Here is an 18,626-nt window from a genome sequence, read left to right as displayed (position 1 = left end):
TCAGGGCACCCAAAACCCCTCACAGCATTGCAACCACGCCTGTGCGCTGTGCGACAGATAGACCCCTTCACGCCAGATCATCCCCAGCTGCCAGTGCAGGTCGCTCTCCAGCGGGATCCAGCGCAGCGTGTTTTTATCCAGCCGCTCGCAGATCGGCTGCGGCAGAATGGCAATCCCCACGCCCGCCTGTACCATCGCCGCCAGAAAATCCCACTGACCGCTGCGCACCGCAATGCGCGGCTTTACGTTGTGCTGGTTAAACAGCGCCATCAGCTGGCGGCTTAAGGCGAAGTCTTCGTTGTAGATCAGCAGCGGGTGTTCACCGAGCAACTCGGGTTTCACCGAGTCTATCTTCAGCCAGTCGCCGGATCGGGGCACCAGCACGCACAGCGGGTGGCTAAAGAGCGGCAGCGTCGCCAGTCCGCTCTCCTCCTCAACAGGGAGCGCGGTCATCGCCACGTCCAGTTCGCCGTTCATCACCGCCTGCTGCACGGTCAGGCCGCCAAATTCAGAAATTTTAAGCTCGACGCCGGGGTAGCGCTGACGAAACAGGCTTATCGGCCCGGCCATCATCATGCCGACCATCGGCGGAATGCCGAGCCGCAGCAGCCCTCTTGTCAGGTGGTTGATATCGCCAAGCTCGGCCTCCAGCTGGCGGAACTCCGCCAGGATGGCCAGCCCGCGCTCGAACACCACGCGACCGGTATCGGTCAGCAGCAGCTTGCGTCCGTCGCGGATCAGCAGGGTACAGTTCAGCTCATCTTCGAGATTTTTCAGCATCTTGCTGATGGTTGGCTGGGTAACGAATAACTTCTCCGCTGCGCGGGTAAAACTTTGCTGGCGAACCACCTCGACAAAATAGCGCAGCGTTCTTATGTCCATGATTATTCCTCGAAACTATACCTTCGATGATTTTAATTCATTTCAGTCCATACCGTGCGCTCACTATACTGGCGCCTCGTCTCATTTCTGAGGAAAACCCCCATGGCCGTGGCGTTAAGCCGTGTTACGCCTGCCGTTGTTCAACGACTCCAGGTACCGGTTCAGGTACTGCTCTACGCGGGACTGTTTGTTTTCGCGGAATATCTTGTCGGCTGGCTGCATCTTCCGCTGCCTGCCAACCTTGTCGGCATGGTGCTGATGCTGACGCTTATCCTGTGTCGCGTGATCCCCCTTCGCTGGGTACGCGCCGGGGCGCGCTGGCTGCTGGCGGAGATGCTGTTGTTCTTTGTGCCGGCCGTGGTGGCGGTGGTGAACTATGCGCAGTTGCTGATGGTCGACGGCTGGCGCATCTTCGCGGTTATCGCCCTGAGCACGCTGATGGTGCTGGGTGCCACCGCCTGGGTGGTGGATAAAGTGTATCGCTTTGAAATCAGCAGGCAGAAGCATGACTAATTTTCAGATAAGCGTGCTGTGCCTGATTGCGACAGTCGTCATCTACTTTGCCAATAAGCGCCTGTATCGCCGCTTTCGCGCGCTGCCGCTGATGCCGCTGGTCTTTACGCCGATCCTGCTGGTGCTGATGCTGGTCTTCGGTCATATCTCCTGGCAGAACTATATCGGTGAATCCCACTGGCTGCTGTGGCTGCTCGGCCCGGCGACCATTGCCTTCGCCGTACCCGTTTATGACAACCTCGCCATTATCAAACGCCACTGGATGTCGCTCAGCGCGGGCGTGATTACCGCCACGGTGGTGGCGGTGTGCAGTTCGGTCTGGCTGGCGCGGCTGTTTACGCTGCCTGATGAAATCCAGCGCAGCCTGGCGGTGCGTTCGGTGACCACGCCGTTTGCGCTGGCGGCCGCGAAACCGCTTGGCGGACAGCCGGATCTGGTGGCGCTGTTTGTGGTGGTGACGGGCGTCTTTGGCATGGCGGTGGGGGATATGCTCTTTCTGCGGCTTTCTATTCGGGAAGGGATGGCGAAAGGCGCGGGGTTTGGTGCGGCATCTCACGGGGCAGGCACGGCGCGTTCGTATGAGCTGGGTCAGCAGGAGGGCGTTGTCGCGAGCCTGGTGATGATGCTCTCGGGCGTCACGATGGTGCTGATCGCACCGCTGGTGGCGTGGGTGATGTTTTAAGCTCCCCGGCCAGAGCGGCCGGGGAGAAAGGCTTAGTGCGCGCGGCCCTGCTCAACGCCCAGGCCGGTTTGCGAGCGGATAAACTGGGCGCGGAATTTCTCACGTTCCAGGTTACCCTCCGGCGAGTTATCGGTGGCCGAGAAGACCCAGATACCGATAAACGCTACGGCAATGGAGAACAGCGCCGGGTATTCGTACGGGAAGATAGCGCTTTCGTGACCGAGGATCTGCACCCAGATGGTCGGGCCGAGGATCATCAGAATCACCGCCGTCAGCAGGCCCAGCCAGCCGCCAATCATCGCCCCACGGGTGGTCAGTTTTGACCAGTACATGGAGAGCAGAATGATCGGGAAGTTACAGCTTGCCGCAATCGAGAAGGCCAGCCCCACCATAAAGGCAATGTTCTGCTTCTCGAACAAAATCCCCAGCAGGATCGCCACCACGCCCAGCACCAGCACGGTGATTTTGGAGACCTTCAGCTCATCGCGCTCGCTCGCGCCTTTGCGGAAGACGTTGGCGTAGAGGTCATGCGAAACCGCCGACGCGCCGGCCAGCGTCAGCCCTGCAACCACCGCGAGGATAGTGGCGAAGGCCACGGCAGAGATAAAGCCGAGGAACAGGTTGCCGCCCACCGCGTCGGCCAGGTGCACCGCCGCCATGTTGTTACCGCCGATAAGCGCGCCCGCCGCGTCTTTAAAGGCCGGGTTCGCCCCTACCAGCATGATCGCGCCGAAACCGATGATAAAGGTCAGGATGTAGAAGTAGCCCATAAAGCCGGTGGCGTAGAAGACGCTCTTACGCGCTTCACGCGCATCTGACACCGTGAAGAAACGCATCAGGATGTGCGGCAGGCCAGCGGTACCGAACATCAGGCCGAGACCGAGCGAGAGCGCGGATATCGGATCTTTCACCAGCCCGCCCGGGCTCATGATCGCTTCTCCTTTCGGGTGGACCGCCATCGCTTCGGTGAACAGATTATTGAAGCTGAACCCGACATGCTTCATCACCATAAAGGCCATAAAGCTGGCGCCGAACAGCAGCAGGACCGCTTTGATGATCTGCACCCAGGTGGTGGCCAGCATGCCGCCGAACAGGACGTACATCACCATCAGCACGCCGACCAGCACCACCGCGACGTGGTAGTTCAGGCCGAACAGCAGCTCGATCAGTTTGCCCGCACCGACCATCTGGGCGATCAGATAGAGCGCCACCACCACCAGCGAACCGCAGGCGGAAAGGGAGCGAATCGGCCCCTGCTTCAGGCGATAGGAGGCGACGTCAGCAAAGGTATAGCGTCCCAGGTTACGCAGGCGCTCGGCAATCAGGAACAGAATGATTGGCCAGCCGACGAGGAACCCGAGGGAGTAGATCAGGCCGTCATACCCTGAGGTATAGACCAGCGCGGAGATCCCAAGGAACGAGGCGGCGGACATAAAGTCCCCCGCGATCGCCAGCCCGTTCTGGAAGCCGGTAATGTTGCCGCCCGCGGTGTAGTAATCGTTACGGGAGCGTACGCGTTTCGACGCCCAGTAAGTGATGTACAGCGTCAACACCACGAAAATCAGGAACATGATAATCGCCTGCCAGTTGGTTGGCTGGCGCTGGACCTCGCCGGTAAGGGCATCCGCCGCGTGTGCCGCAAAGGGAAGTGTGGCGGCTAGCGCCGTCAGGACTCGCTTCATGATGCTTTTACCTCGCGCAGAACTTCTCTGTTAAGACGATCGAATTCACCGTTGGCGCGCCAGACGTAAACGCCGGTCAGCAAGAATGAAATCACAATGACGCCAATCCCAATCGGAATGCCGCGCGTGACGCTGGTTCCCTCATGCAGCGGGGTGCCCAGCCAGTGCGGCGCAAAGGCGATCAGCAGAATAAAGCCGACGTAGATAATCAGCATGATGATGGAAAGGATGAAGGCAAACCGTTGCCGTTTTTCGACGAGCTCCCTGTAGTGCGCACTATTCTCTATCTGCTGACAAATATCGTTATTCATCACAGAGTTCTCCAGAAGTAAGGTTGGTTTGTTTTATCCCCTCTCCCCTGTGGGGAGAGGGTTAGGGTGAGGGGAGGAAGGTGCGGTCTGATGCCCTCACCCCGGCCCTCTCCCACGGGGAGAGGGAGAAAACACTAGGAAGGCATTGCGATGGCCTGCTTCTCTTCGAGCAGTTTGTCCACCACGCCAGGATCTGCGAGCGTCGAGGTATCACCGAGGTTGCTGGTGTCGCCCGCCGCAATTTTGCGCAGAATACGACGCATAATCTTGCCGGAACGGGTTTTCGGCAGCGAGTCGGTCCAGTGCAGTACGTCCGGCGTCGCCAGCGGGCCGATCTCTTTACGCACCCAGTTGCGCACCTCGGTATACAGCTCTGGAGACGGCTCTTCGCCGTGGTTCAGGGTGACGTAGGCGTAAATTGCCTGGCCTTTGATGTTGTGAGGAATACCCACAACCGCCGCTTCGGCAATCTTCGGATGCGACACCAGCGCGGACTCAATCTCCGCCGTGCCCAGACGGTGGCCGGAGACGTTCAGCACGTCGTCCACGCGTCCGGTGATCCAGTAATAACCGTCTTCATCCCGGCGCGCGCCGTCGCCGCTGAAGTACATGTTTTTGAAGGTCGAGAAGTAGGTCTGCTCGAAGCGCTCATGGTCGCCGAACAGGGTACGCGCCTGGCCAGGCCAGGAGTCGACGATCACCAGGTTGCCCTCGGTGGCCCCTTCCTGCGGGTTGCCTTCGTTATCCACCAGCGCAGGCTGCACGCCGAAGAACGGGCGGGTTGCGGAACCGGCCTTCAGCTGCGTGGCACCCGGCATTGGGGTGATCATGAAGCCGCCGGTTTCGGTCTGCCACCAGGTATCCATCACCGGGCACTTCTCGTTGCCGATTTTCTTCCAGTACCACTCCCAGGCTTCCGGGTTGATGGGCTCACCCACGGAACCGAGGATGCGCAATGAGGAGCGGTCGGTGCCCTCTATAGCCTTGTCGCCTTCTGCCATTAACGCGCGGATCGCCGTTGGCGCGGTGTAGAGAATGTTGACCTGGTGCTTGTCGACCACCTGACACATGCGCGCCGGGGTCGGCCAGTTCGGTACGCCCTCAAACATCAGCGTCGTTGCACCGCAGGCCAGCGGGCCGTACAGCAGGTAGCTATGTCCGGTGACCCAGCCCACGTCGGCGGTACACCAGTAGATGTCGCCCGGATGGTAGTCGAAGACGTATTTGAAGGTGGTGGCCGCATAGACCAGATAACCGCCGGTGGTGTGCAGTACGCCTTTCGGCTTGCCGGTGGAGCCGGAGGTGTAAAGAATGAAGAGCGGATCTTCCGCGTTCATCTCTTCCGGCTGATGCTGGTCGCTCGCGTTTTCAATCAGATCGCTCCACCACAGATCACGCCCCTCGTTCCAGTCGATCTTACCGCCTGTGCGCTTGAGGACAATGACGTTGTTGATGGATTTTACGTTCGGGTTTTTCAGCGCTTCATCGACGTTTTTCTTCAGCGGAATACCGCGCCCGGCGCGTATACCCTCGTCGGCAGTGATCACCAGCTTCGAGTTCGAGTCAACAATGCGCCCGGCAACCGCTTCAGGGGAGAAGCCGCCGAAGATAACGGAGTGGATCGCGCCGATACGCGCGCAGGCGAGCATAGCCACCGCCGCTTCCGGCACCATCGGCATGTAGATCGCCACCACGTCGCCTTTTTTAATCCCCTGGCCCAGCAGCACGTTGGCGAAGCGGCACACGTCGCGGTGCAGCTCTTTATAAGAGATGTGTTTGCTCTGAGAGGCATCGTCGCCTTCCCAGATGATGGCCGTTTCGTTGCCGCGTTCGGCAAGATGGCGGTCCAGGCAGTTCGCCGCCAGGTTCAGCGTGCCGTCTTCATACCATTTAATGGAGACGTTGCCTGGCGCGAAAGAGGTATTCTTCACCTTCTGATAAGGTTTGATCCAGTCAAGGATGTGGCCCTGCTCGCCCCAGAAGGCGTCCGGGTTGGTAACAGATTGCTGATATTTCTCGTGGTATTGCTCCGGGGTGATCAGGCAACGGTCCGCAATGTTAGCGGGAATGTCGTGTTTGTGTATTTGGCTCATGGCTTTTTTTCTCCTTGTAAGATGTTAATAATATGTCGCGAAAACGTTAATAGTAGGGGCTTTACAAGCTTTGTTTAGTATTTGGGCGACAGATCACGCATTGTCTGAAGAGTATGAAAATTGAGCGAATGAATCTTTGAAGAGAAATAATTCACGATGCCGATTATTCACATTTCTTTATAAAAAAGCGTTTTTATAACAAAAGGTTATTTATCAGGATTATGACAAACTCGCGTCATAACCGCTTTTGGTAGTGAAATGCGTCGTTCTTTAAGGCTTGCGCAACAGGTCGCGCAGATGATACTCATACGCCGCGTTAAAAAATCCCATAAACCAACGCAACACAATTCATACCCTTTCAGTATGTCTCCATATTCATGCAGTTTTGATGGTGCGGAGATTTCATTGAGGAAGTCAGTTTTTATGAAAAATTTGAAAGTCAGCCTGGCCTGGCAGATCCTGCTGGCCCTTGTGCTGGGCATCTTGCTGGGCAGTTATCTCCATTATCATAGCGACAGCCGCGAGTGGCTGATTGCGAACCTGCTTTCACCGGCAGGGGACATCTTTATTCATCTGATCAAGATGATTGTGGTGCCGATTGTGATCTCGACGCTGGTGGTCGGTATTGCGGGCGTCGGCGATGCAAAGCAGTTAGGCCGCATCGGTGCGAAAACCATTATCTATTTCGAAGTGATCACTACGGTTGCGATCGTTCTCGGTATCACTCTGGCGAATGTGTTCCAGCCAGGTTCCGGGATTGATATGTCGCAGCTGGCGACGGTGGATATTTCGAAATACCAAAGCACAACCGCCGATGTGCAGAGCCATTCGCATGGGCTGATGGGGACTATTCTCTCGCTGGTGCCGACCAACATTATCGCGTCCATGGCGAAGGGCGAGATGCTGCCGATCATCTTCTTCTCGGTGCTGTTTGGTCTGGGGCTCTCCTCCCTGCCCGCGACGCACCGCGAGCCGCTGGTCACCGTGTTCCGATCTGTCTCCGAAACCATGTTCAAAGTGACCCACATGGTAATGCGCTATGCGCCGGTTGGGGTATTCGCGCTGATTGCGGTGACCGTGGCGAACTTCGGCTTTGCGTCCCTGTGGCCGCTGGCGAAGCTGGTCCTTCTGGTGCACTTCGCGATCCTGTTCTTCGCGCTGGTGGTGCTGGGCATTGTGGCGCGCCTGTGTGGGCTGAGCATCTGGATCCTGATCCGCATCCTGAAGGATGAGCTGATTCTGGCGTACTCGACGGCAAGCTCCGAGAGCGTGCTGCCGCGCATTATTGAGAAGATGGAAGCCTACGGCGCGCCTGCCTCTATTACCAGCTTCGTGGTCCCGACCGGCTACTCCTTTAACCTCGACGGCTCAACGCTGTACCAGAGTATCGCCGCTATCTTTATTGCGCAGCTGTACGGCATTGACCTGTCGCTGTGGCAGGAGATCGTGCTGGTGCTGACCCTGATGGTGACATCCAAAGGTATTGCTGGCGTGCCGGGCGTCTCCTTCGTAGTGCTTCTGGCGACGCTGGGCAGCGTCGGTATTCCGCTGGAAGGTCTGGCGTTTATCGCCGGTGTGGACCGTATCCTCGACATGGCGCGTACCGCGCTGAACGTGGTGGGGAATGCCCTGGCGGTGCTGGTTATCGCCAAGTGGGAACACAAATTCGACCGTAAAAAAGCGCTGGCGTATGAGCGCGAGGTGCTGGGTCGTTTTGATAAGACGGCTGACCAGTGATGTAACGTATTCTTCCCTCTCCCCTTTGGGGAGAGGGTTAGGGTGAGGGGATTTTACTCTCCGCTCAACGCATCAAACTCTTCACACCCCGTATCAAACCCTTCCGTACAGCTCAGGTTCAACCAGTACAGTGCTTTCTGTCTATTGGGTGTGATAAAGCCTTTCTCACCCTGCTGGAACAGCATCCCAGCCCAGTATTCCGCGTAACCCGTGCGGGACAGAGACGAGCTGCGTTTAAACCATGACGCCGCCTGTACGTCATCCTGCGCCACTTCTACGCCGTTGGCATAAATCAGCCCCAGCAGCAGTTGCGCATCGACCGCGGAGTCGTTGTCGATATCTTCGGTGGCGGTTTGCAGCAGTTTGATGGCCTGGGGATAGTCAGTTTTACCCGCCTGCGTGTTCACCAGAAGGCGCGCCAGCATAATCGTGCCGCGCTTGCTGCCTGCGATGGTGGCCTGCTGCGCCAGCGCTTTAGCCTGCGCATAATCCCCCTGCGTAAAGAGGATCTGCGAGAGTAACCCCATGGCATCGACATCGCCGCCTTTAGCTGCTTTCTCAGCCCACAGCGCTGCCTGCTTGCTGTCACCGGAGCTGAAGTATGTATCGGCAAGATAATACTGGGCACGGGCATCGCCCGCTTCCGCCTGTTTCTGGTACTGGCTGCCTATCCCATCCGCGCGGGCGAACGACGTTAAAAATAACAACAACAAAAAAATGGCTTTCATGGATTCTTATCATCGGGGTACACGCCGCGCAGTATAATCGCGGTAGCAAAAGAAAAAAATGGGTGCATTAAGACCTCAGCATCCTACAAGCCGGGCGGAACCGTTGTTCCGCCCGAAGAGGTTAGCCTGCGTTACAGGCTAATTTCGCCGCCACCTCCTGATGTTCACTCTTTATTGAAAACTCACATAACTTATCGCGAGTAATAAAGGTAAAGATCACTATCGTCAGGCAAATAATAAAGACGATGCCTAACGTAGTTTTTAATGGCGTCATGCCTTTTACTCCTTGTCAAAAAAAGAATAAGAGGCTACTCTCAACCTGTTGGTAGTTGAGGGGTAGCCTCGGGTAAATGCAAATTTCCCGGGGCTTTCCACTTTCTGTCCCTCAACAATGCTCAAGACAGAAAGTCTTAAGCACCCGCCGCATATCTTATCCCGCTGAATTAAAATGCAAAGATGTAATTAATTTTCGCGCAAATTACATTTTTTCTGCGAGACGCCTTCAGGAATATATATAGATGTAATTAATAGCGATGCCAGAAATAATAATAGGGTGAATATCTCACCCCATTGAGTCAGCGATTAATTAACGGCTTCATCCCATTGCGCTTTCGCGCAGGCGGGCTTTCAGCTTGTTATATTCGTCGATCACATACTGTTCCGCAGCGTGTTGATCCGCAATGGGCTCCACGTTGACGGCGCAGTATTTATACTCCGGCGTTTTGGTTATCGGGCTTAGGTTCTCCGTCACCAGCTCGTTACAGGCGCCAATCCACCACTGGTAGGTCATATAGACTGCCCCTTTGTTCGGACGATCGCTGACCTGCGCGCGGGTAATGATGCGGCCTTTACGCGAGTTCACCCACACCAGCGCTTCATCTTCAATACCGAGTCGTTCGGCATCGGCGGTGTTGATCTGCGCGTAGCCCGGTTCATCCGCCAGCGCTGCCAGCGCGGCGCAGTTGCCGGTCATGGAACGGCAGGAGTAGTGACCCACTTCACGCACGGTGGAGAGCACCATCGGATACTCGTCGGTGAGCTTATCGATCGGCGCGACCCAGTCGCAGGTGAAGAACTGCGCCAGCCCGTTCGGGGTGTCGAACTTCTCTTCAAAGAGGTAGGACGTGCCCCGATCGGACTCAGACTCATCACGACACGGCCACTGGATGTAGCCCAGTTCACCCATTTTTTCATAGGTTGCCCCATAAAAGTCCGGACACAGGTGGCGCAACTCGTCCCAGATCTCCTGGGTGTTGTTGTAGTGCATCGGGTAGCCCATGCGGGTGGCGATTTCGCTGATGATTTGCCAGTCTGTTTTCAGATCCCACTTCGGCTCGACGGCCTTGAAGAAGCGCTGGAAGCCGCGGTCCGCCGCCGTGTAGACGCCCTCATGCTCGCCCCAGGAGGTCGACGGCAGAATCACATCCGCCGCCGCCGCGGTTTTGGTCATGAAGATATCCTGGACAATCACCAGCTCCAGATCCTCAAAGCCTTTGCGCACCGCAGACAGCTCGGCGTCAGTCTGGAGCGGATCTTCACCCATAATGTAGGCCGCACGCACTTCACCGTGCGCCGCGCGGTGCGGCAGCTCGCTGATGCGATATCCGGTATGTGCCGGCAGGCTTTCCACGCCCCAGGCCTTCGCGAATTTCTCGCGGTTTTCCGGGAATTTGACGTACTGGTAGCCCGGATAGGTGTCCGGCAGCGCGCCCATGTCGCACGCGCCCTGCACGTTATTCTGACCACGTACCGGGTTCACGCCAACGTGCGCTTTACCCAGATTCCCGGTCAGCATCGCGAGGCTCGTCAGGGAGCGCACGGTTTCCACGCCCTGGTAGAACTGGGTCACACCCATACCCCACAGGATGGCGGCGGTTTTCGCCCCGGCATACATCCGTGCCGCCTGGCGGATCTCCTGCGCGCTGACGCCAGTGATCGCTTCCACCGACTCCGGCGTGTAGCCTTCGACGATTTTCCGATACTCTTCAAACCCTTCCGTGCGGCTCGCGACAAACGCCTGGTCGTAGAGGTTCTCCTCAATAATGACGTGCCCCATCGCATTCAACAGCGCGATGTTCGAGCCGTTTTTCAGTGCGATGTGCATATCCGCAATGCGCGCGGTTTCGATTTTGCGCGGATCGCAGACGATGATTTTCGCCCCGTTCTGTTTAGCGCGAATAACGTGATTCGCGACGATAGGGTGAGAATCCGCCGGGTTATAGCCGAAGATGAACACCAGATCGGTGTTATCTATCTCGTTGATGGCATTACTCATTGCGCCGTTACCGACCGACTGGTGCAGACCTGCAACCGATGGGCCGTGTCAGACGCGAGCGCAGCAGTCGACGTTATTGGTACCAATAACGGCGCGCGCGAATTTTTGCATCACATAGTTGGTTTCATTCCCGGTTCCGCGTGAGGAGCCGGTGGTCTGAATCGCATCGGGGCCATACTTGGCCTTGATGGCGCTGAGGCGCGTGGCGACGTAATCCAGCGCTTCATTCCAGCTGACGGCTTCCAGCTTGCCGCCGCGCTCGCGGCGGATCATAGGGGTTTTCAGGCGCGGGGTAAGGATTTGGGTATCGTTAATAAAATCCCAGCCGTAATACCCCTTCAGGCACAGCGTTCCCTGGTTGGTTTTCCCCTGCGCGGCCTCCGCCCGGACGATTTTGCCGTTATCGACCACCAGGTTTATCTTGCAACCTGAGGCACAATAAGGGCAAACCGTGACGACTTTTTTCATCAGTCTGCTCCAGTTAATCAAATCTTTCGCACCGACTAATGCAGCTTCTATGCCATGTTTTTTGTGGGGTTACTCCCCGGTTTTACGGTGTATTCCCGGCGAAACCCCTGACGAAAAGCAGACAATCGTCAAAATTGACGTGTCGAATGAGCAGTGGATGTGACATGGGTTGAATTTCCGTCACGGAAAAACCCATTTGACTGGAGCCGACGGCAGAATGGTTCAGACTGAACATAATCCCCTGACGGAAGCATATGATGAAACCGGCGATTCTGGTGGTTGATGACGATATGGCAGTGTGTGAACTGCTGCAGGATGTGCTGAGCGAGCATGTCTTTAGCGTGCTTGTCTGCCACAACGGCCAGGACGCGCTGCGGCAGGTACAACAGGAGCCGGCTATCGCGCTTGTTCTGCTGGATATGATGCTGCCGGACATCAACGGACTGCAGGTTTTGCTGCAGCTGCAAAAGCTGCGTCCGGCGCTGCCGGTGGTGATGCTAACCGGGCTGGGCAGTGAATCAGACGTGGTGGTGGGGCTGGAGATGGGGGCTGACGATTATATTGGTAAGCCGTTTAATCCACGCGTGGTGGTGGCTCGGGTTAAAGCCGTGCTGCGTCGTACCGGGGCGCTGGCAGCCGAAGCGCCGATACCACGTGCGGCGGGGATAACCTTTAACGACTGGACGCTGGACACTACCCGCTGTGAACTGATTGATCCGCAGCGTAACGCCGTGCCACTGACGCAGGGTGAATATGGCCTGCTGCTGGCGCTCACGCAAAATGCCCGCCGGGTACTCAGCCGCGAGCAGCTCCTTGAACTCACGCACAGCGAAAGTACCGAGGTGTTCGACCGTACGATTGATGTGTTGATCATGCGCCTGCGGCGAAAAATCGAGGCCAACCCGCATCAGCCTAAGCTCATCAAAACCATGCGCGGTCTGGGCTACGTTTTCGCCGCCGATGTGTCTCATAGCGAGAAAGCAGCCTAGGTATTCTCTTTAATAAACAGCTTCAGCTCGTCCAGCGTTTTCGCGCCGTCAATCGCATTGGCGGCCAGCAGGCTGGCCCGCGCGCAGGCGTGCGCCAGATAGGTGCTCTCCGTTAGCGTGAGCGATTCATGGCAGCCGTATAAAAAGCCCGCGCAAAACGCGTCGCCCGCCCCCACGCTGCCGACAATGTCTTTCTGCTCCAGTAACCATGACGGAACCCAGCGGCCTTGCTCACCGGGCGCTTCACCCCATGCCCCTTCCGGGCAGTGGATCACTACCCGCTGGTGAACGCCTGCCGCCAGCAGCTGCGCGGCGGCGTCAGCGATATGGGCGATATTCAGCGCATCGTTGACGTCGCGCATCTCCAGCCCGCTAAACTCACCGGCCTCAAGCTCGTTAATCACCAGATAATCCAGATGGCGCAGGGCAGGGAGTACCAGCGGCTGGTAGCGCGGGTCGCCCTTGCGGGAAACCAGATCGAGTGAAGTTTCATACCCCTGATCGCGCATCTGCGCCAGCAGCCGCGCGCTGCGGGTGCCAAACTCATCATCCGGCATATCCAGGCTGTCGAGGAGCAGCAGGTAGCCGAGATGGAAGATCTTCATCGATCCGTCGAGACGATCGAAGGCGGGAAGATCCAGCAGACGGTTGGCGCCCGGCGAGTGGAAAAAGGTGCGCTGCCCGCTGGGGTCGGTCATCACCTGTGACATGGAGGTCGGGGCGAAGGTGGTGCGCTGCACCCGCTGGCGGTTTACGTGATACTGGTCGAGCATCGCCAGAATGTAATCCCCGTCGCCGTCTTCTCCGATCAGCCCCACCGCCTGCAGCGGCAGGCCAGCGTGCATTTTCGCCAGCGTCAGCAGAACGTTGAGCGGTGCGCCGCCGGTTGAGCGTTCGCTGTGGGTGATTTCCGCCAGCCAGCCGCGCTCCGGCCACTGCACGATCTGGTGGACGTGATCCACCAGCATGTTGCCTGCGGCGATAATGCCTTTGCGTTCCATTATGCCTGCCCCGCGCTGCCGAAGATGCGCATCTGTTCCGCGACCGTATCGGTAATCGCCTCTTCAATGCCCAGCAGCAGTTCGGCAAACTCATCGTACAGCGGCTGGCGGTTCGCCATGCGCTGCTCAACGGCGGCGAGTGCGGCCTGCGACATGCCGGTATAGAAGTTGATTTTATGGATGCCCAGCTCGATGGCTCGGCGGAAGTCGGCATCGCTAATGCCGGAGCCGCCGTGCAGCACCAGCGGCAGCCCCGTCTGCTGGCGAATGGCGTCCAGGCGCGGGAAATCGAGCTTCGGCTCGCCCTTGTATTTGCCGTGCGCGTTGCCGATGGCGACCGCCAGCGCGTCGATGCCGGTTGAATCAACAAATTCGCGCGCCAGCTGCGGGTCGGTAAAGAACGCTTCGTCCGCATGCCCGTACAGCGCGCCGCCTTCATCCCCGCCGACCGCGCCCAGCTCCGCCTCTACCGAGACGCCCACCGCATGGCACATCTTCACCACTTCCCGGGTCTGGCGGATATTTTCTTCATAGCTCAGCGTCGAGCCGTCGAACATCACCGAGCTGAACCCTAAGCGCAGAGCGCGCACGACGGCCTCGAAATGCAGGCCGTGGTCGAGATTCAGCACTACGGGAATGTCGTGGCGGGCGGCTTCGAACTTAACCGCTTCGACAAGCGAATCCAGGGACACATACTTAAAGTGCACTTCGGCGATGTTAATGATAAATGGCGAGCGTTCCTGCTTTGCGGCGGCAAACAGCGCGCGCAGAAAATGGGAGTCGAGCACGTTGAACGCGCCCAGCGCGTAGCGATGTTTCCTGGCGTGCTCAAGACCGTCGGCAAGAGAAATCAGTGGCATCATTCACTCCTTATCTCCGAAACAGGTTGTACTCGTTGCACAGCACCAGCACCGCCGGTTCGTCTTCTTCGATGTTGTTATAGCGATCGATGGGCTGCAAAAAATGGTTGTCGTGCTCGTCGTCGTTCACGGACGACACTTCGCCCACCAGCACATCGCCAAAGCCGCGTTCTCCCCAGAAGCTGTGATACAGGCCTGGCGTGAGACAGATGCTTTCCCCTGGCGTGAGGCGCAGCTGGCTGCCGGGAGCATGGGTTTGCCGACAGCCGTCCACCGTGACGGTCACGTCGGTGTTTTCGGTCTCCTCATGCGCGCCGGCATTCCATAACTCAATAATCAGATTCCCGCCGCCCCGGTTGATGATGTCTTCCCGCTTGCGCCAGTGAAAATGCATCGGCGTCACCTGGCCGTCGCGAACGTGCATGATTTTTTCGGCATAGCACTTTTCATACGGCACGCCGTTGGGGGAGCCGTTGCGCAGGGTAAATAGCGTCAGGCCCTGGGTGGCAAAGCTGTTGCCGCCGAAAGCGGTCACGTCCCAGCCAAGCCTGAGGTCAAACACCTCCTGCCATGCGGCCTGATCAAGCTGCTGCCATTTTGTGGGCGGAAAGCTGGCAAACGGCGGGAGATGTACGTCGTGCATGGAAAAGAACTGCCGCGTGTGGCCGAGAATTTCATTGATGTCGGAGCGTTTCATGGGGACTCCTGGAATTTTATGCAAAACCACCCCTCACCCTAACCCTCTCCCCAAAGGGGAGAGGGAACGTGAACACCCTCGCCCCTTTGGGGAGAGGGCAGGGTGAGGGGGTTACTTAACCGTCCATCCCTTATACGTGCCGACGTTCTTTTTATCGATCATCGTCACCGGGATCAGCACAGGCTCTTTCGGCGCGGGTTTGCCCTGCAGAATGTCATAGCCGATCTCCACCGCCTTCGCCGCCATCACCTGCGGATCCTGCGCCGGTGTCGCCACAAACAGGGAGTTTTCGCGCTTCAGGGCTTCTTCGCCGTCCGGGCTACCATCCACCCCAACGATAAAGAACTCGTTGCGCTGCGCCTGTTTCGCCGCCAGATCGGCGCCGATCGCTGTCGGATCGTTAATCGCGAATACGCCGTCGATCTTCGGATTGGCCGCCAGCAGGGAGGTCATGACTTCCAAACCGCCTTCACGACTGCCTTTTGCGTTCTGGTTGTCCGAGAGCACTTTGATATCCGGATGTTTTTTGAATTCCGTCTGGCAGCCCTCCACGCGGTTCTGTACCGCAGAGACCGGCGGTCCGTTGATGATCACCACGTTGCCTTTGCCTTTCAGGCGGTCGGTAATGTACTTACAGGCCATCTCCCCCGCCTGGGTGTTATCGGAGGTGATGGTCGCATCGGCCCCTTCGGCCGCTACATCCACCGCGACGACCACGATCCCCGCCTCTTTAGCGCGCTTCACCGCCGGGCCGATCCCTTTGGAATCCGCAGCGTTGAGGATGATCATGTCCACCTTTGCGGCGATAAAGTTATCGATCTGCGACACCTGCTGGCCCAGATCGTACCCGCTGGAAACCAGCGTCACCTTGACGTTATCGCCCGCCAGCTTGCGTGCCTCCAGCTCGGCACCTTTGGTGATCTGCACGAAGAACGGGTTAGCCAGGTCGCCCACCGTCACGCCGATGGACTTCAGATCTTTTGCTTGCGCAAACGGCGTTGCGGCCAGCAGCGCGCCAGCACACAGCGCGGTCACTAAGGGTTTCAAACGCATCTTGTCTTCCTCGCTTGTAGGGTATTGTTGTTATGCACTTTGATGGTGTCGGGTACGGTATTTGTCGATCAGCACCGCAATGATGATCACCGCCCCTTTGATCACCAGCTGCCAGAAGTAGGAGACGCCCATTAGCGTCATGCCGTTGTTGAGGGTGGCGATGATCAATGCGCCGACCAGCGTGCCGGTGATCGTGCCGATCCCGCCGACGAAGCTGGTGCCGCCGAGGATCACCGCCGCAATCGCATCCAGCTCGTACCCCGTGCCGAGGTTGCCGTTGGCGCTGTAGAGGCGCGAGGCGCTCATGACGCCGCCGAGACCTGAGAGCAGGCCGCTCATGCCGTAGACAAACAGCAGCACCAGCCAGACCTTGATGCCGGTTAAGCGCGCGGCCTGCATGTTGCCGCCAACGGCATAGATATGAACGCCGAGGGTGGTGCGGCGCAGGATGAACCAGCAGATAGCGATGACCGCCAGAGCGATCACCACCAGCCACGGAATGGGGCCGAGGTAGTTATTGCCGATCCACTCGAAGCTGATGTTGGAGTTAATCACCGTGGTGCCGTCCGCCAGCAGGTAGGCCGCGCCGCGTAGTGCCGTATAGGTGCCGAGCGTAACGATAAAGGGCGGCAGCCCGGCAAAGGCCACCAGCGCGCCGTTGAACAGCCCCAGCACCATGCCGAGCATCAGCGCCGCCGGAATGGAGAGCATCGCAAATTCAGGGATAAGCGAGACCACCATCGCCGCCACCGCCGTGGTGCCCAGAATCGAGCCCACGGAAAGGTCAATCCCACCGGTCAGGATAATGAAGGTCATCCCGGCCGCCAGCACGATGTTGATCGACGCCTGACGGGTAATATTCAGCAGGTTGCTCTCGGTAAAAAAGTTGGGCGCGATAAAGCCAAATACCGCCACTATCAGGATTAAAATCGGCAAAATACCGACCGTTTGCATCAGATCGCTCATCAGCATTTTTTTGGCGGAGGCGGATTTCGCCACCTGCTGCGGATGGGTTGGAGTTGTCATGATTGCACCGCCTGATGATGTGTTTCGTTCACGCCGGTTGCCAGCGTCATAATATTTTCCTGAGAGATGTCGCGCCCGTGCAGTTCACCCGCGATGCTGCCTTCCCGCATCACGTACACCCGGTCGCTCATCCCCACCACTTCCGGCAGCTCGCTGGAGATCATCAGAATCGCTACCCCCTTGCGCGCCATCTGGTTCATGATGCGGTAGATCTCGCTTTTTGCGCCGACGTCCACCCCGCGCGTGGGTTCGTCGAGAATCAGAATGCGCGGGCCAATCGCCACCCAGCGGGAGATCAGCAGCTTTTGCTGGTTGCCGCCTGACAGCCCGCCCGCCCGCACCTGAGAATGCGGCACCCGGATGTTAAGCAGGGCAATGGCGTCATCGGAAATGGACTGGGCTTTTTTGCGGTTTAACATGCCGAAGGTGGCGTCGCGCTCCAGCGTCGCCATGGTGATGTTCTCCTGCGCCGCCAGCTCCAGAAACAGCCCCTGCTCCTTGCGGTTCTCGGTAAGAAAACCGATGCCGTTTTCAATGGCCGCGCGCGGGGAGTGGATCACCACCGGTTCGCCGTCCACCTCAATCATCCCGCCGGTGGCTTTGCGCACGCCGAAAATCAGCTGCGCCAGCTCGGAGCGCCCGGCACCGACAAGGCCCGCGAGCCCGACGATTTCGCCGGAACGTACCTGCAGGCTGCACGGCTGCACTTTTTTACCGTCGGTGAGGTGGTGCACGTTCAGACGCGGGCTGCCGAGCGGAATATCGCGCTCTTTGTTGAACAGGTCGCTCAACGGGCGGCCTACCATCATGCGCACCAGCTCAGAGGCATTCAGCTTGTCGCGCGTCAGGCTGCCGACGTACTGCCCGTCGCGCAGGACGCTGACGCGATCGGAAAGCTCATACACTTCCGCCATGCGGTGGCTGATATAGATAATCGCCATGCCCTCATCGCGCAGGCGCAAAATCAGTTCGAACAGGCGGTGGGTTTCGCGGGAGGAGAGGGCGGCGGTGGGTTCATCCATCACCAGAATACGGCTGTTGCGGTGCAACGCGCGGGCGATTTCCACCTGCTGCTGCTCGGCGATGGTCAGCTTCATCACCAGATCGGTGGCGCTAAACTGTGCGCCGAGACGGTCAATCACCGCCTGCGCCTGGGCAGCCATCTCTTTACGCTGCACCAGCCCGCCACGCGACAGCTCGCTGCCGAGAAAGATATTTTCGGCAACGGTCAGATTGGGCGCGAGCTGCATCTCCTGATAAATCAGGGTAATGCCTGCGGCCAGCGCATCCTTCGGCCCTTTGATGTGAAACGGCTGACCGTCGATGAGTATCTCGCCGCCGGTGGCGGTATAGGCCCCCGCGAGGATCTTCATCAGCGTGCTTTTTCCCGCGCCGTTTTCCCCCATCAGCGCGTGGATCTCACCGGGGAAGACCGTCAAATCTACGCCCTTGAGCGCGTGGAAATTGCCGAAGGTTTTGGCAATGTGGCGCATCTCTAAAACCGGGGTTCTGCTCATGGCGGATCTCCTGTGAACGTCGATATCTGCACTTCATCACAGGTGCGTAAATGCAAAATGTCAGAAGCTGTTCATATTTGTCATAGTTATGAATAGCGAATGTGGATCACAG

At 58.1% G+C, this 18,626-nt stretch carries 17 protein-coding genes; 4 read left to right on the top strand and 13 right to left on the bottom strand.

All coding sequences use genetic code 11. The features are described from left to right. The gene (locus tag ACWKXT_RS19430) at positions 1 to 882 is read right to left on the bottom strand and encodes a LysR family transcriptional regulator (protein WP_454529212.1); all 882 of its coding nucleotides are present in this window, start codon (positions 880 to 882) and stop codon (positions 1 to 3) included. 102 nt (positions 883 to 984) lie between these two features. On the opposite strand from ACWKXT_RS19430, the gene ACWKXT_RS19425 reads away from it, so the two are divergent. Together ACWKXT_RS19425 and ACWKXT_RS19420 are read left to right on the top strand one after the other, a co-directional pair. After that, entirely contained in the window at positions 985 to 1,395 is a 411-nt protein-coding gene (locus ACWKXT_RS19425; protein WP_213828442.1) for a CidA/LrgA family protein, read from the top strand. Next, positions 1,388 to 2,077: an LrgB family protein gene (locus ACWKXT_RS19420; RefSeq protein ID WP_454529211.1), complete on the top strand. Its 690-nt coding sequence runs from the start codon at positions 1,388 to 1,390 to the stop codon at positions 2,075 to 2,077. The genes ACWKXT_RS19425 and ACWKXT_RS19420 overlap by 8 nt, the downstream gene beginning before the upstream one ends. 32 nt (positions 2,078 to 2,109) lie before the next feature. On the opposite strand, the gene actP is transcribed toward ACWKXT_RS19420, so the two are convergent. The 3 genes from actP to acs form a co-directional block, all read right to left on the bottom strand. Further along, positions 2,110 to 3,759, bottom strand: a complete 1,650-nt coding sequence (gene actP / locus ACWKXT_RS19415) for a cation/acetate symporter ActP (protein WP_454529210.1) — start codon at positions 3,757 to 3,759, stop codon at positions 2,110 to 2,112. Further along, a complete protein-coding gene (locus ACWKXT_RS19410) occupies positions 3,756 to 4,070 on the bottom strand; it encodes a DUF485 domain-containing protein (protein WP_015570197.1) in 315 nt (104 codons plus the stop codon). Before ACWKXT_RS19410 ends, actP begins: the two co-directional genes overlap by 4 nt. A 134-nt stretch (positions 4,071 to 4,204) precedes the next feature. Then, entirely contained in the window at positions 4,205 to 6,163 is a 1,959-nt protein-coding gene (acs, locus tag ACWKXT_RS19405; RefSeq protein ID WP_454533148.1) for an acetate--CoA ligase, read from the bottom strand. A gap of 423 nt (positions 6,164 to 6,586) precedes the next feature. Between acs and gltP the strand changes: the two genes are divergently transcribed. After that, complete coding sequence (gene gltP / locus ACWKXT_RS19400) at positions 6,587 to 7,900, top strand: glutamate/aspartate:proton symporter GltP (protein ID WP_454529208.1); 1,314 nt, start codon at positions 6,587 to 6,589, stop codon at positions 7,898 to 7,900. Positions 7,901 to 7,953: 53 nt separating this feature from the next. Here the strand turns inward: gltP and ACWKXT_RS19395 are convergent, their stop codons facing one another. The 3 genes from ACWKXT_RS19395 to fdhF form a co-directional block, all read right to left on the bottom strand. After that, positions 7,954 to 8,628: a tetratricopeptide repeat protein gene (locus ACWKXT_RS19395; RefSeq protein WP_454533147.1), complete on the bottom strand. Its 675-nt coding sequence runs from the start codon at positions 8,626 to 8,628 to the stop codon at positions 7,954 to 7,956. 121 nt (positions 8,629 to 8,749) lie between these two features. Further along, complete coding sequence (locus ACWKXT_RS19390) at positions 8,750 to 8,902, bottom strand: Hok/Gef family protein (RefSeq protein ID WP_023295770.1); 153 nt, start codon at positions 8,900 to 8,902, stop codon at positions 8,750 to 8,752. 321 nt (positions 8,903 to 9,223) lie between these two features. After that, positions 9,224 to 11,371 (bottom strand): formate dehydrogenase subunit alpha, encoded by a 2,148-nt coding sequence (fdhF, locus tag ACWKXT_RS19385; protein WP_454533146.1) that lies wholly within the window; start codon positions 11,369 to 11,371, stop codon positions 9,224 to 9,226. Between the two features lie 257 nt (positions 11,372 to 11,628). Here fdhF and ACWKXT_RS19380 point away from each other — a divergent pair, with 257 nt between their 5' ends. Then, positions 11,629 to 12,360, top strand: coding sequence for a response regulator (locus ACWKXT_RS19380; protein WP_454529264.1), 732 nt, complete (start codon positions 11,629 to 11,631; stop codon positions 12,358 to 12,360). Here the strand turns inward: ACWKXT_RS19380 and ACWKXT_RS19375 are convergent. The 6 genes from ACWKXT_RS19375 to ACWKXT_RS19350 form a co-directional block, all read right to left on the bottom strand. After that, entirely contained in the window at positions 12,357 to 13,361 is a 1,005-nt protein-coding gene (locus ACWKXT_RS19375; protein WP_454533145.1) for a carbohydrate kinase family protein, read from the bottom strand. The two genes, ACWKXT_RS19380 and ACWKXT_RS19375, sit on opposite strands and share 4 nt — an antisense overlap. Continuing rightward, positions 13,361 to 14,221, bottom strand: coding sequence for a ketose 1,6-bisphosphate aldolase (locus tag ACWKXT_RS19370; RefSeq protein WP_042719153.1), 861 nt, complete (start codon positions 14,219 to 14,221; stop codon positions 13,361 to 13,363). Before ACWKXT_RS19370 ends, ACWKXT_RS19375 begins: the two co-directional genes overlap by 1 nt. A 10-nt stretch (positions 14,222 to 14,231) precedes the next feature. Continuing rightward, positions 14,232 to 14,918, bottom strand: a complete 687-nt coding sequence (locus tag ACWKXT_RS19365; RefSeq protein WP_193136440.1) for a D-lyxose/D-mannose isomerase — start codon at positions 14,916 to 14,918, stop codon at positions 14,232 to 14,234. A gap of 111 nt (positions 14,919 to 15,029) precedes the next feature. After that, a complete protein-coding gene (locus tag ACWKXT_RS19360; RefSeq protein WP_028015197.1) occupies positions 15,030 to 15,971 on the bottom strand; it encodes an ABC transporter substrate-binding protein in 942 nt (313 codons plus the stop codon). 30 nt (positions 15,972 to 16,001) lie between these two features. Beyond that, entirely contained in the window at positions 16,002 to 16,997 is a 996-nt protein-coding gene (locus ACWKXT_RS19355) for an ABC transporter permease subunit (RefSeq protein WP_032662554.1), read from the bottom strand. Then, complete coding sequence (locus tag ACWKXT_RS19350; RefSeq protein WP_454529203.1) at positions 16,994 to 18,514, bottom strand: sugar ABC transporter ATP-binding protein; 1,521 nt, start codon at positions 18,512 to 18,514, stop codon at positions 16,994 to 16,996. The genes ACWKXT_RS19355 and ACWKXT_RS19350 overlap by 4 nt, the downstream gene beginning before the upstream one ends. Positions 18,515 to 18,626: the final 112 nt, after the last annotated feature.

Source organism: Enterobacter sp. UPMP701, from assembly GCF_053709515.1.
Note: the sequence above shows the minus strand (reverse complement) of the source record. Positions and strands in the feature narration are given on the sequence as shown.